This window comes from Psychrobacter sp. CX16 (assembly GCF_057396245.1).
The window spans coordinates 53,525-69,129 of sequence record NZ_JBXYJF010000004.1 but is presented as its reverse complement, the minus strand read 5'-3'; the positions used below and the strand labels follow the sequence as shown (position 1 = coordinate 69,129).

Annotated in this window: 9 protein-coding genes; 1 reads left to right on the top strand and 8 read right to left on the bottom strand. The window is 41.9% G+C overall.

Annotated elements, in window-relative coordinates:
• Nucleotides 1-130 precede the first annotated feature (130 nt).
• From argC to AC2SLM_RS02480, 7 genes are all read right to left on the bottom strand, one after another.
• A complete protein-coding gene (argC, locus tag AC2SLM_RS02510; RefSeq protein WP_486551786.1) occupies nucleotides 131-1,198 on the bottom strand; it encodes an N-acetyl-gamma-glutamyl-phosphate reductase in 1,068 nt (355 codons plus the stop codon).
• A gap of 228 nt (nucleotides 1,199-1,426) precedes the next feature.
• Entirely contained in the window at nucleotides 1,427-2,533 is a 1,107-nt protein-coding gene (gene hemE / locus AC2SLM_RS02505; protein WP_486551784.1) for a uroporphyrinogen decarboxylase, read from the bottom strand.
• A gap of 269 nt (nucleotides 2,534-2,802) precedes the next feature.
• Entirely contained in the window at nucleotides 2,803-4,026 is a 1,224-nt protein-coding gene (gene proB, locus AC2SLM_RS02500) for a glutamate 5-kinase (RefSeq protein WP_486540364.1), read from the bottom strand.
• A 229-nt stretch (nucleotides 4,027-4,255) separates the two neighbouring features.
• Nucleotides 4,256-5,470, bottom strand: a complete 1,215-nt coding sequence (gene obgE, locus AC2SLM_RS02495; protein ID WP_486551782.1) for a GTPase ObgE — start codon at nucleotides 5,468-5,470, stop codon at nucleotides 4,256-4,258.
• A 407-nt stretch (nucleotides 5,471-5,877) separates the two neighbouring features.
• Entirely contained in the window at nucleotides 5,878-7,320 is a 1,443-nt protein-coding gene (locus AC2SLM_RS02490; protein ID WP_486551781.1) for a glyceraldehyde-3-phosphate dehydrogenase, read from the bottom strand.
• Nucleotides 7,321-7,553: 233 nt separating this feature from the next.
• The gene (locus tag AC2SLM_RS02485) at nucleotides 7,554-8,255 is read right to left on the bottom strand and encodes a lipocalin family protein (protein ID WP_486551780.1); all 702 of its coding nucleotides are present in this window, start codon (nucleotides 8,253-8,255) and stop codon (nucleotides 7,554-7,556) included.
• A gap of 377 nt (nucleotides 8,256-8,632) precedes the next feature.
• A complete protein-coding gene (locus AC2SLM_RS02480; protein WP_486551779.1) occupies nucleotides 8,633-9,781 on the bottom strand; it encodes an NUDIX domain-containing protein in 1,149 nt (382 codons plus the stop codon).
• A gap of 188 nt (nucleotides 9,782-9,969) precedes the next feature.
• Here AC2SLM_RS02480 and hemP point away from each other — a divergent pair, with 188 nt between their 5' ends.
• On the top strand, nucleotides 9,970-10,134 hold the full coding sequence (gene hemP / locus AC2SLM_RS02475) for a hemin uptake protein HemP (protein WP_077449338.1): 165 nt from the start codon (nucleotides 9,970-9,972) through the stop codon (nucleotides 10,132-10,134).
• Between the two features lie 271 nt (nucleotides 10,135-10,405).
• Here hemP and AC2SLM_RS02470 read toward each other — a convergent pair whose 3' ends face one another.
• Nucleotides 10,406-15,424 carry a translocation/assembly module TamB domain-containing protein gene (locus AC2SLM_RS02470; RefSeq protein ID WP_486551777.1) on the bottom strand — a complete coding sequence of 1,673 codons (5,019 nt, stop codon included), beginning with the start codon at nucleotides 15,422-15,424 and terminating at the stop codon, nucleotides 10,406-10,408.
• Nucleotides 15,425-15,605 lie beyond the last annotated feature (181 nt).

Sequence of the window (15,605 nt, the reverse complement as noted above, 5' to 3'; positions counted from 1 at the left end):
AACTAACAGCAGATTTGTGGCAATGAAATATTTATAAAATACAGCTGCTTGTATGCCTATGATTTTGTATGCTTTATTAGGATATCAAGCCGCAGCTATTTTACAAAAAACAAGGTTAAGGGGTCTACTTTTAGGGCACCACAGGCACATGGTTTAGCCCAAGTGACTCATCAAACCCGAACATAGCGTTCATACACTGTACCGCTTGCCCAGCAGCCCCTTTCACTAAGTTGTCTTGAACCACTAAAATAGTAGCCTCCCTATTATCATTGTCTTGATGCACGGCAATACGTAATCGATTGCTCGCTCTTACGCTGCGGGTATCTGGGAACTCGCCGGTTGGTAATACATCAATAAATTGCTCATCTTTATAAGCCGCTTCATAAATGGCTTGTAACTCCTGCTTAGCACCTGCTTCTGTCAACACCAAGTGTATGGTGGTAAACATACCGCGTATCATAGGCACTAAGTGCGGAACAAAGCGAACCTTATGTGCAAACCTACTGTTCAATAACTGATGCACACCTTGGTTAATCTCAGGTAAATGGCGATGCCCGCTAATACCATAAGCTTTGAAGTTATCTGTGGTCTCAGCGTAATTCAAATCAAGCTTAGCTTGACGACCCGCGCCTGACACACCTGATTTTGCATCGATAATTATACGCGGTTCAACCAAGGCTTCATTGGCATCATTTTGTGCTTCGATAACTGGCTTTAAGCCTAATATAGCAGTTGTTGGATAACAGCCTGGATTACCAATAACACTCGCTGATTTAATCGCTTCACGGTTAATCTCGGGTAAACCGTATGCTGCTTGTTGCAAAAGATCTGGGCAGGCGTGTTTGTGTTTATACCACTGCTCAAACTCTTCTAATGATTGCAAGCGAAAATCTGCTGCTAAATCAATTACCTTTACACCGGCATCAACCAATGCTTGCGCTTGCTGCATCGCCACACCGTGAGGGGTCGCAAAAAATACCACATCGCATTCGGCGAGTGCTTCAACTGTACGCTCTCCTAAATCACTATAAACTAAATCGGTAAATCCGCGTAGACTTGGAAAAACACTGGCAACGGGCTTCCCTGCCTCTGAGCGTGAGGTTAACCATTTAACAGCGACCTCAGGGTGTGCTGATAATAATCTAATCAACTCCACACCTGTATATCCTGTTCCACCTACTATCGCTGCTTGCAACATATCGTATCCTACTTGTTTAACGTAACGCGCATAAAGCTAAAATGTGCTCTAAGGCGATTATTTAAAGTAACGTTGTCGTTGTCTTATTTTATCACTATCGTTTTATAGTAACGCATTTGCCTAAACTTAAACAATTTATTAAAAGGTTACTAGCCTTTAATTAAATAATAATGACTTATCAGCTAGTTAAATAAGCGTTACTTATTAAAGTTAAAGCGTGTCATTGTATTAAAGGTTATAGCTATGCACGGCATCTACGAATACTTTTGCATTTTCAGGATTAACCCACTGAGTAATACCATGACCCAAATTGGCAATATATCCTGTCTTTTCGCCGCCAGCATAGGCATCATCTAGCATGGCATTGACCGACTGTTTAATTAACTCGGATGAGCCATATAAAGTAGCTGGATCCAAGTTACCTTGTACCGCAATCTTACGCTCACCGGTTGCCAAAATAGCGCGCGCTTTATCTAACGGCATGGTCCAATCAAGACCCAAACAATCCGCTTGGCTATCCATCTGTACATCAAGCCACAATCCGCCACCTTTGGTAAAGACAACCACAGGTACCTCTGGATGACGCTGTTTTAGCTCAGCAACCACACGCTTATTATATTTGTGTGAAAACTCGATAAATTGACGATGAGCAAGTGCCCCGCCCCAACTATCGAATAGCTGAACAATCTGAGCACCGGCAACAATTTGTGCATCTAGATAGTCAATAATCGCTGTGGTGACATGATCTAATATCTGATGTAAAAACTCAGGTTTGCTGTATAACAAGCCTTTGGTATAACGATAATCTTTTGAGCTGCCACCCTCAATCATATACGTTGCTAATGTCCACGCACTACCCGAGAAACCAAATAACGGTACTAAGCCATTGAGCTCTTTACGGATGCTGGTCACCGCATCCATTACATAACCTAGTGCATCGTTTGGATCATAAGTTTCTAACTGCTTAAAATCAGCCTCTGTGCGTAAGGTACGCTTAAATTTAGGACCTTCACCAGTCTCGAAATACAGACCTAAGCCCATCGCATCCGGAATGGTCAGAATATCACTAAACAAAATAGCGGCATCTAAATCAAAACGACGCAGTGGCTGCATGGTAACTTCGGTAGCGCGAGCCGTATCTTTACAAAGACTCATGAAATCACCCGCTTCAGCACGGGTGTCTTTATATTCTGGTAAATAACGTCCTGCTTGACGCATCATCCAAACGGGCGTGACATCAACCTGCTCAAATCGCATTGCCTTTAGCAAACGATCATTTTTTAAAGGGGTAAAGCTGTGTGTCGAGTTAACAGAGTGTGAGGAAGTTATAGACATTATTATCTCTTTAAAGTCACCAGAATATAATCAAAATAGTTATATTAAATGAGTTATTGTCAATTCAGGCAGCTGATATTAATTATTTATCTGCTACTAATTATGACCCGATTTTATCTGTGATTCCGCCATATTCAATCTCTATAATGAAATTAAGACTTAGTAAGACATAGCGAAATCGTTATTATAATTGCATCAGTTATTGAGTTCCTATCAATAACTAATGGCTAAGCGTAAATAAATAATAGACCCAATTATTAAAAACCGCACTATTTATTTAAAATAGCCATGTCATCACGGTGAATCATGACCACCCGCTCTTCGCTATTACCAAGAATTTTATCAAAATCTTTGGTGCGTTCACGAGCAACTCGGCGAGCTTCTTGCGATGAGAAATTCACCTGACCCACTGCTACACGCTCATTGGTATCTTGATCAACAACCGCAACCACATCACCTTCTTCAAAGTCACCTTGGATATCAACCACACCGACCGGTAATAAGCTCTTGCCTTGAACGGTAATCGCGTCGACTGCACCAGCATCAATAAACAAGGTACCTGCCATACGTAAGTGAGCCGCTAACCACTGCTTACGCGCAATGATTTTATCCGCTTGGTTGGTTTTGAGTAGCGTACCAACAGACTCGCCTTCGGCAATACGGTTAATCACTTTATCAATGCTACCATTAGCAATAACAGTCGGACAGCCGCCCATCGCTGCTAAACGTCCGGCACGGATTTTGGTTAACATACCACCGCTACCAAGCTTACCGCCTTCGCCGGCAATATCAAACAGATAGTCTGCCATTGCTCTTTCTTGACGAATCATCTTAGCATCAGGATTTTCACGTGGATTATCCGTAAATACCCCATCTTGATCGGTTAAGATAATATATAAATCAGCGCTAACCATAGCTGCGGCCATTGCGCCTAGCGTGTCATTATCACCAAACTTAATTTCATCAACGGTAATGGTGTCATTCTCGTTAATAACAGGCAATACACGCCAAGATAGCAATTTATCTAACGTATTAGCCGTATTTAAATAACGCTCGCGATTAGATAAATCATCGTGAGTTAGTAAGATTTGCGCACTTTGCACGCCACTTTGAATCAAAGCAGATGACCAGGTTTCGATCAGACCCATTTGGCCGATTGCCGCACAGGCTTGCAGGCCTTCTAACTTTTTAGGACGTTCATTAAGCCCCATTCTGACCACACCCTCGGCCACTGCCCCTGACGAGACTAAAATTACTTCTTTGCCTTGATTGTGCAAAGCGGCAATTTGGCTTGCCCATTCATAAATCGCTGTACGGTCTAGCCCTTTACCATTATTGGTTAACAGCGAAGAGCCGATTTTTACGATAATACGTTGTAAATCAAACGATCTTTTTTCTGTGGCAAAACGGTCATCATTAGAGTCAACCGGTTTTGGAATACTGCCCTGTAATTTTGTTTTCTTTGCTTTTTTACCGCTGTTATTAGCACTCATAATCCTTCCCATAATATAATAATGTATTTATATGAATCGTCCTATGCCCTGTACTAAAAGAGGCTAGCTATACTTTGTCATATTATATTTGAAAGAGAACAACCAATAGTGATGTCCTTTACTATCAGCCAGTGTCTCTTTTTAACCTGCCAGATACTTCTACTTTTGAAGTAAAAATATCTAGCTAATTTTTAAATTTTTAATCATTGCAAGACAAATAGACTCGAGCTTAAGGGGCGTAAATAATCTCTACGCCATCTTCATCGTCGTCATCACTATCCATTGCCGCTTGTAGAGCAGCTTCACGCTGAGCACGTCGCGCTTCTCGATAAGCCTCTTTCTGCTCTTCGGTATTGAGACGTACTTCCGCTTCCAAACGCTCAAACCGCTCTCTTTGCGCTTCGGCAAACAGAGGGTCTTCTTCTTCGCGTTCGCGCTCACGTTCAATCTCATTCATCAGATGATATTTCACATCATCTACACCTTCACCGGTTAAGGTAGAGGTTCTAAATACTGCACCTGTCCAGCCGAGTTCGGCCACAATATGTAGGCACAGCTCGTTTAACTCATCTTCATCAGGTACCTGATCAATCTTATTTAAAATAAGTATTTGTGGCAGGTTAGCAAGTTCAGGTGAGAAACGCTCAAGCTCATTCAAGATGACCTTACCATTTTCAACCGGATCACTACCATCAATAGGTTTAATATCGATAATATGTAGCAGACGGCGGGTACGCGCCACATGCTTTAAGAAGCGAATACCAAGACCTGCACCTTCTGATGCGCCTTCAATCAGCCCTGGAATATCTGCCATTACAAACGAGCGATGACGACCCACATCGACCACACCTAAGTTTGGCACAAGTGTGGTAAACGGATAGTCGGCTACTTTAGGTTTGGCTGAAGATACTTGGCGAATAAAAGTTGATTTACCCGCGTTCGGTAAACCAATCAAGCCCACATCGGCGACTACCTTTAGCTCAAACTTTAACTGCTTCAGCTCACCCTCAAAGCCTGACGTGGCTTTACGTGGTGCTTGATTGGTTGAGCTCTTAAAATGGGTGTTACCCAAGCCGCCATCGCCGCCTTTAGCAATCAACAACTCTTGACCGATTTCGGTCAAATCACCGACAACCTCACCCGTTTCGTTATCAACAATAGTAGTACCAATTGGCACACGTAGGTAAATATTATCCGCGCCTTTACCCGCACAGTTCTTGCTGTGACCATTCTCACCGCGGCCGGCATCGTAGCGGCGAGTATAACGATAATCTACCAAAGTATTGGTATTATCATCGGCAATTACAATCACGTCACCGCCTTTACCACCGTCACCGCCATCTGGGCCACCACGCGGAACATATTTTTCCCGGCGGAAGCTCACAATGCCGTTACCACCGTCTCCTGCTTTGACAGTAACAATTGCTTCATCAATAAATCGCATTGGTCTTGCTCCCTTAACTTTTTTTAAATTGGTATTTTTAAATGGCTAACGGCATCTCTCTAAAATAATTTAGAAAAATGCATATTAGAATAATAGTCTGGTATAAATAAATTTTGTTAATAATAATGTACGACATTCATTAAGCCGTATTCTACAGCATAATCGAACAAAACAAATAATAAAAAAATACCCGACAACCATAACGATTATCGGGTATCGTTGCAAATCGTGTCAGTCATTAGTTTGTGGCGAATCAAACAGTTAATGCTCTGAAAGTCACACATAAGTGTTCATACTAATGCACGATAAGCTGCTTTAATTTCTAACTGGCGCTTGACAATAGGGTTAAACGACAGACTTCCTGTATAAACTATTAAAGACAATTATCAGTCAATAAAGACTAATTATTAAGCACTGATATTTGTGTAATGCACGCCGGCCATTTGAGCAGCAACACGTAGTACTTGAGTGCTATAACCTACTTCATTGTCATACCAAACATATACGGTAGCATGATTATCAGTAACGATAGTCGCTTGGGCATCAACGATACCCACTTGCTTAGTACCAACAAAGTCAGAAGATACGGCTTCAGTTGAATCAGTATAAGAAATTTGAGACTGCCAAGCATCGCTATCAGATACTTTCTTAAAGAAAGCATTTAATGCTTCAGCACTTTCTGGTGCTTTCTCAAGATTTAGGTTTAAGATAGCCATACTAACGTTTGGCGTTGGAACACGGATAGCATTACCCGTTAGCTTACCATTTAACTCAGGTAACGCTTTACCCACTGCTTTGGCAGCGCCAGTGCTAGTGATAACCATATTCAATACCGCACTGCGGCCACGGCGATCTGATTTATGATAGTTATCTATTAAGTTTTGATCGTTAGTAAATGCGTGAATGGTTTCAACGTGACCATTAACAATACCAAACTCGTCGTTTAATACTTTCAACGATGGCGTGATAGCGTTAGTAGTACAGCTAGCTGCACTCACGATAGTATCATTACCAATAGTGTCATTGTTAACACCATAAACAACGTTTTTAATCTCGCCTTTTGATGGCGCAGTTAACAATACTTTTTTAACACCTTTAGCTTTTAAATGTTTACCTAGGCCATCTTCATCTTTCCAGATACCTGTATTATCAATGACGATTGCATCATTAATACCATAACTGGTGTAATCAATTTCACTTGGATCATTAGCATAGATAACTTGGATGAAGCGGCCATTTACGATGATGCCTTGGTTTTCTTCATCAACAACCACAGAACCTGGGAAAGGTCCATGGACTGAGTCACGCTCAAGTAATGAAGCACGCTTTGCGATGTCGCCCTCTTTACCAGGACGAACAACAAATGCTTTTAGTTGTAAACCTTTGTCAGTTGCTGCTTCTTCAAGTAACAAACGAGTTAAGATACGACCAATACGGCCAAAACCATATAGGACCACGTCTGTCGCTTCGCTATTGGCAGGCTGAGACTTGTCTGCTTTAGCAAACGCATCAGCAGCGCTAACGTTATTTTTAACCAATTGGCCTGCATCAACTACAGCAGTGTTAATTTCGTTAATGTCAGCAACGTCTTTTACGGTTGCTAAGATATCATCAACTGTTAACGCTTTACCGTTGTTGCGTACGGCTGTTTGCTCAATTTTAGTTAGCACATCAGCAGTCGATAGGCCATTAAGCGCTTCACCAAATAGCTTAACTTTAACATCTTTATTGATATATAAGTCATGAAGCTGATTAACAAGCTCATGAGCCTTATTTTCTTGTTCTTGATATTTAGCTAGGTGAACTTGGTGTAACTTGCGGCGCGTATCAGCATTACTCACAATAGTCATCCTTTGGGTAAATGAAGTGAAAAGTTGGGTAACTTAGCTTCCAGTGTATTCAATATAATGATCCTATGTAGCAGATATTTATATTGGCAACTGACTCTACTTTAAATGCTAGATTTTAAATCATATTGCTTATTTAAGCCAGTCGAATACGTGGATAATACCCACCTATTGAGTCAGATTTTACTAGAATACTGGTCTCAATAACATTCATTACAATAAGGAACGGCTAGTGACTATTTAGCCACTAGCGTATTTGGTGTGCCAGTATGCGTCGTAATTTGCAACTGTGACACATCATAGCCTTGCGCTTGGGCACTGGCTTTATATTTATTGAATGTCTCTTGTGATAATGTCGGTTTACGTGACAATACCCATAGGTATTTATTATCAGGCGTACCCACTAATGCGCTTTGGTAATTATCGTCAAGCTCTAATACCCAATAATCTGCTTTGCCAACAGGTAACCATCTAATCCAGCTTGGTAAGAAGGTCACTTTAAGCTCGCTACCTGTGTTATTGGCTGGTTTGGCTAGCCCTTCTGCGCTCATCATCGAGCCATCTTCTTTTCTACACTGATTAACAACATCAACAGATTTAATATCGCCTGCATCGTCATGATTGAGTCGATAAGTTGCAGTCACGTCAGATACGCACTTACGCTGAAAATACATAGGGAAACGAGCGATTTCGTACCACTGACCTGCATACTTATTCAAATCAACTTCACTGACAGAACGAGGTGCCGTCGGTGCGGCTTTTGTTTGTGATAGCGCATTAGCACGTGCTTGCTGTTGTTCAGTCGTCATGCCCGTTGCTGCTTGTGAAAACGCAGAGTAAGCCGCCAGTGGCACTAAGATGGCCAATGCAATACCTGTATGTTTGAGTAATGCCTGCATAAAGGGTCTCTCTGAGATTTCATGCTTGTGTTGATTCATAGTCAACCTTTTGATTTGTTAGCGGTATAAAATGGTATATAACAATACTTATTTTTACTTTAATCTTTTGCTTATTTACTGGTTAAACGTATCGCCAGTGGTGCTTAATAGCCTTATCTTGTTCATTAATTTAATAATACAAAGATAATAGATAAAGGTTAGAGTCAACAGAGGCGACCAAGAGCCATTAAAGTGCTCTTTACTAATGACTAAGCTCAGTATTAAACTATGAGCATCAAGCTAAAATAGCTAAAAATGTATTGATAACTCTTTGTGTATTTCTAGAGTATTCCCATCTAAAAGTCATTACTATCAATAAAATGTAGTAATAGGATAAGGTTTGTAAAGTATGCTATTAAACGTAAATTTAACCTGTTTTATTGTTGTGCATTGACCCGTAAAAATTTACGAATTCCTGCTACTTTATCTCCAGAGTATCTACGTATTTGACTCACATCGTTTGGTGCTAATCCGCCTAACCCGATAACTGGAATCTCCGACTTTCTAGCCAATACATCAAACTTATCAAAACCCAATGCCGGCTGCTGACTGTGTGTTTTCGTTTTATTGACAGGGGATATAAAAACGCCTAACACTATAGGCATCGTTTGCTGTGCTACTCTTGCTTGATTGAGTAAATATCGGGCTAATTGATTGGCTTTATTAACGCTGTTTTCACAGTGGCAACTTATCGTTAATGGTAAATAAGTTAGGTGACTAACTGCCCCCTTATCTAGTTGATAACGATCAGAAACAAGGCTGTCCAAATCAGCTTGCGTCAAATGCTGTGCGGCCAATCTCGATATCAATTTGCTATTATTGTGATGATTAATCAATTCATTGGCTAATGTATGATTAACAATAAAACTAATATCTGCTCGCTTTTTTGCTAACTTGCTAATTGCTATTATCTGTTGGTCAGTATTCGATAGTTTTAGGCGTATATAAACACAGCCATTATCCATTAAGTGCTGACTATAAAAATCAGCCCATGCTTTAATACTATTCTCTTCAAAGCTCTCTACTACATCAGTACTATCGGTTTCAGCTATCTGCGTAATCTCTTGAGTAATGGTGATGCAATCTGGCAAGCTAAGCCACTTCAAAATCGCTGAATTGGCCTCAGGTAATGCGTATTCTCCTGATAATAAAGCTGCTTTATCTGCCCAATGTAGCGACTGCCCCTCACTTCCCTGCTCACGGTATCGAAAATCCCCATATTGCGCAGAGGTGAGCTCAACTCTATATACGTGCAAGCACACAGTCTTAGACTCTTTTTGAGCGTCCAAATCATGATAAGTATGGCGCAGGACCCCAAGCGGATTAATCAAACTGCCTGCTGTTATATCCAGTCCAATCTCCTCGTAAACTTCTCGAATAAGGGCTTGCTTAGGATGCTCATCAACCTCTATCTTACCGCCGACAAACTCATATCGATTGCCTTGATGCTGTTTTGCATGGCGAAATCCTAATAAAAACGAGTCACCATAATGTATAACGGCAACAGCCACATCAATTTGCATCATCAGTTTGTCTCCTGAAATAAATAAATTGACACCTATTTCCTCATAAAAATAAAAAAACCACTTGCAAAGACGTGAAGAATAAATAATAATCAAGTTAATGATAATCATTATCAATAAGTTGATTTGCGATAGACCTTATTGCTAATAAAAATATTAACCAAAACTTTTAAGACACAGAGGATACTATCATGGCTACTATCATTTCACGCGCACTTAACCTTCGTGACAACCAACTTCCTATGCTGCAATCAGAGCACCTATTCGCACTAACCAAAGAAGTGCGTATCCAACATGAAGGAGAGGAATACCGCTTACGTCTCACTCGTAATAACCGTCTAATCTTAACCAAATAGCGGTTAACAAAATATTTGAAGATAAACAAATTCTAGGCAAATTGTTTAACCTTAATGAACGACACTTCGTCACAACACCTACTGAGACGAAACTTATTAAGTAAAGTCGTCATTTGATTAATATGAACCGTGACTGGGTTGAATTTTTATTAGCAAATAGGTCGTCTTTTAACAGTCTCGCTCAACCAAAAAGGCATCGCTTAGCGATGCCTTTTTTTATCTCTTTAAACTAACGCTTTGTTTTGACACAATCAATTGGTTAATGCTCTACCTAGAAGTGGAAGCTATAAACCACATCGACTGCGTTCTCCGCTGCTGAGGTCGCCTCGACATAGATTCTGCGAGTCAACTGATAGCGCAATGACAGGCTATTTTGTGCGTTAAACACACCCACACCATAGCGGATGTATAAGTCTGGGGTAATATAACCCGTCACGTTCACGTTGGCATCATCTTCACTACCAGAAGCGTCAATGGTCAAACGTTCTAAGCCAAAGGCATCACCAATACTATTGGTCAAACTGCGTGTGCTACTTAACCCTAAGCTCAAACCTGCTGCTGCCAAATTATTAGTAACCTGAGACTTAAAGCCCTCTTCACTAATCTGAGTCGCCCCTGAGTTTGAGATACGTCCAGTAACCAGCGCATTCATTGCCTGACCTTGGGTCAAGCCCGCATCGTTGAAGACCACAATATTCGGCTCTGCAGCAGTACCTTTAATACGCACACCGACCGTTTGATCTTCAATCTTTTTAACCGCCTCAATACTTAAGGTAGGATTGGTGACATCGCCATTAAAGCGAACCTGACCATAGTTAAGCTCAAGATTTTGGCCAAAGGCATCGATATCACTGCGACGGCTAACCTGAACCACACCACGCGCCTTCATCACCCCTTGACCTTTTTGAGTAATATGTACGGCACCAGCCAGTGGCAATACCGCACCAAAGCCGCGGAAGTTCACATTACGACCTAAATCAACCCCAATATCAGCGTTAATTGACCAAGGTTTAGAGATTTCTAGAACCTCATCAATATTACCAATCAAACGGCGATCAAGTACGACCACATCTTCTGACTTGGTGACCACTTCTTCGTTCGCCTCTGGTGGACGTATCGTGGCTGTCGGTACCGAAACAGCGCCCACAATATTGACATACTGCTGATTTGGCTTAACGATAATATTAAAGTCAGGGCTCACCTCCGCAAATAATAATGGTGGCTGACTAACGATCAGACGCTCGCCGGTAATACGAATCTTGGCTTGCATTTCTTGCTGCCAGTTAATCGTCCCACTAATATCACCCGTCCCCTCGCCGCTCATGAACTTGCCGTTTAGTGTGGCGCTTTGACCACGGATTTGGGCTTTGGCATTGATATTAGTTAGATTCACCGGCAAATCGAGCATAGCGACCGTGGTATCATGCAAGTTCACATCGCCATAGAACACAGGGCTTGTCAACGTACCACCGACACCACCGGCCATCGTAATATTACCAGCCAATCTACGCATACCTGGGAAGAATGGCTTTAAGATAGCCAAATCAAACTCATTAAGTACTAGCGCACCGGATAACGGCTTACTCTCTTTGAACGGATCAATAACCACATCGGCATAACCCCGTGCTCCTTGACCACTATCGATATCAGTACGTAGCTTGATACCTTCTTCAAATGAGCGGACAATTAATGACACACGCTTATAGGGCAAGGTTACTGACTCTGAATAGCCATCTTGGGTCATGCCCACTTTACCATTATCTGAGTATAGTGTTGCATTGATATTTGGGTTGCTACCACGGCGCCAGCCTATAACTGCTTTACCGTTTAACTGAGCTTGCCAAGTTAAATCTTTTGGTAAAAAAGGCGCAAATAAAGTTGTATTTAAACTTTGAATCGCTAGGTTAACCTGACCCTGTTCACTTGATGCCACAAGCTTCTCACGTAGACACAGCTTGCCTTCTTGATCAGTTGCTTGCCAACAATGGGCAGCCAACTCAATGCGCGGTGTCTCACCGCCAAAGAAGGCCAACATTTGTGCCGGTTGATTCTGCGCTAAAGTCACATATTTAGTACCGATAGCACCATTACCTATAACGCCACGCCAGCTTTGGGCATTGCGATCGAGACCACCTTTAATCAGTGCATTGATACCCACATCGGTACCTGCACTATTTGTTTTCGCTTTGAGCGTCAATGCATGATCTTGTTCCGTACCAGTAAATACCGCACGTAAGGTATCAAACTGATTACTTGACGTTTCAAGACCATCAGCGATAACCACTAAGGTGCTTGGGCTCTTAGCCAAGTCAACAATCTTACCTTTAATAATACCTTTGTTAAGAGTGATACCTGGTAATGCTAATCGGTTACCGGTTAAATCAACATAAATCGTTGGTAGTGGCTGACCTTGTGGCTGCACCAAGGTGAGTCCGCCAACAACATTTCCGGCAATATCTTTTGAGATTTGCGACAAATTACGGACATTGACCTTGGCTTGCAAGCGTCTGGCATCGCCATTGGCAACGATTTGGTTATCACCCCATTGTACAAGCAGATTATCGGCATTAAGGGTCTCAACAATGCTATTCACCTGTTTTACTTGACCACTAGAATCTGCTGCTTTTAAGACATTCAGATAGGCATTCATATCTTTTGGCAAATGTAAAGTAGTGTTTAAGCTACCTCTGGCCAATAATGGCTGACCCTTGATATGACCGCTTAGTGACATACGATTAACGCTAATACGCTGCACGCTGTCTCGCCATGTACCTGTCGTTTCGATACGACCAGTGATGGTGCTTGGCACATCTTTGACAAAGTATCCGGCATTGAAGTCGTCCATCACCGCATTTAAATCCCAAGAGATGCCATTTTTAACATTGACAGTCCCTTTGGCAATCAAGCTACCTGCTTCTCCAATATGACTAAATCGGCGTAATCGAATCGCTTGCGCATCACCAACCGCATCAATGACCAGTTTACCTTGTGGTAATTGCGGTGTATCGATGGTGCCGTTGAATTTCACATCAAAGGCTTGCAAATCGCCCATCTTAGTATTGTTGTCACGCCACTTACCTGAGGTTTTTAAATCACCCGTGATAATGCCTTGGGTTTGCGGTGCAAAGAAACCAACATTAAACTGTTTTGTATTGGCATTAATATTCCACTTAATACCATCGGTTAGATTAACATTACCCGACGCACGAATATCACCTGCCTCACCCTGATGATTAAAGGATTTGATATTAATATTTTTGGGCGTGCCATTTACATCAACATTGAAGTTGCCTTTTGGCACCCCTTGGGTCTGAACTTGACCATTAAAACGCGCATCAAAATTCTGTAAGTTGCCGCCAAGCATGTTTACAGCACCATCGCCACTACCCATAACCGTCACACGGCGATTTTCAGTCGTCGCCTTGCCATTATTATCAGCGGCATCAGTATTGACCTGCGCTGTTAATGTGGTGGTCAAATCGGTAGATTTAATGTTAAACACGTGGCGCTGTCCGCTAAGCACCCTACCATTAACACGCTTTTTGATGTCGTACATCTTGCCTGAGGCATTGATATCACCGACCAATCGCGTCACTGGTAAATCTTTATTAAAGACTTGCGGCTTTAGCTCTTGCGTTTTGGCATCAATATTCCAAGTCAGCGGATTATTCTTCGATGCCAGTAAAATACTGCCGTTACCGCTTAAATCACCCATCACACCGTTGTAATTTAAGGTGCGGAGATTAACGCGATCACCAACTTTATTCATACGAATCTTATAATCACCGGCAGGCGCGGCATTTAGTTCTTCAATATTGGCATTGGCATTGACCCACAATAGGTTGTCACGCACTTGTACATCAGCCACACCATAAGGGCTATCGATATTACCGATTTGAGGGACATCTTTACGGCGTAGATTCTGCCACTTGGCATCGACATACCAAGGCGCACTCTTTCTTGGATTTTCAGGAGTAACACCTTTTACAATCTTGGCATTTATATGCTCGCCATCACGTTGTTTCAGATCAGCGTTAATTTGCATCAAGCCATCTGAGTTTTCGAGCTGATAGACCACTGCAAGCTTACCATTCAAGAACTTAGGCGCATAAGGTTTAGCCACATCAGGCACTAGAGTGCGTACCTTATAATCATCGCTAAATAACATGGCCTTCGTTTTAAACGGACCTTCCCAATCGAGGATACCTTGTGCAATCAAATCACCATTTGGTGTGGCAGCTGTCAAACGCTGAACGTGCATTTCTTTAAAATCAACAATATTGGCACGGCCACGATAATGACCACTTGGAATAGTATCTGCTGATAATTGGCTGTTAATACGCAGCTCAATATCTGACAACACCCCTGACGCGGTGGCCAAACCATTGTGTAGCGATAGATTAATCGCATCTTCGGCATAAGGTAGGTCTATTTCATCCCAACTTAGCTTGGCGCTAAAGGGAGCATTCTTATCCATGCCTTGGACTCTAAACTCGCCCACGACCTCTTTGTCATTATAGTTACTACGCAGCTTACCATACGTACGCTTAAGACTGCCTGTAGCCATCACCTCAATCGGGTCGACATAGACCTTCTCTAAGCTATTAACTGTAATCACCGCCGATAAATCTAAAGGATAATCACCAGTTAAATTCACAGAGCCGGATAAATCATCAACTTTAACCACATCACTGTACTGTAAATAGGCTTCATTAACTTTAAGCTCTGTCCCTACCCAGCTTAAATCATCGGCTCTGATATCCGTGACCACAACTGGTTCTTTGCCAGCTTGGTTATAGACAATCTCATCAATACGCGCTTCATCAAAGCGTAGGTTAATAGGCAGATCAAACGTTTTATAGTCAAACGGTTCACCTGTTGCCGGCTTACGATTGATAATTTCAATCTTACCAATCGTCGCTTCACGTAAATGCGCCTCTTTAATAAAAATGGCACGCCAGCCAATTTTAACAAAGGTATCGATAAAATGAATATCAACATCTTCTGAGGCACTTAAGGCAAGATCCTTAATCCTTAAACCATCACGCAGATTACCCTCTCCATACTCAAGCTCTATGCCTGTCTCTGAAGCGATTTTGTTCATGATAAACTGGGTGCCACGAGATGTACCCGCCATCACATACAAGACGATACACATAATCAAAAACAGAACGAGCAGCAGTGCCAATATCTTTAATAAAAAAGATAACGGATAATGGCGTTTAACCCGCTTGGCATCACGCTGAGCAGGGTGTTCTTCTTTTGGTTCAGGAGTTTGAGGAGTGGTCATGGATTAAGTGGCTTCTTAGCAATAGCAATTAAAACAAGTCACACACAAGGGCTTTATCTCTGATTAAAATGCCCCTGTGTGTGGTTAGGGTTGGTACTATTTACAGTCAAAAATATCAGCATTCATAACACAGTGAAGGCTGTGTCATAGTAAATGATATTAGGACACTGAGCAATCATAT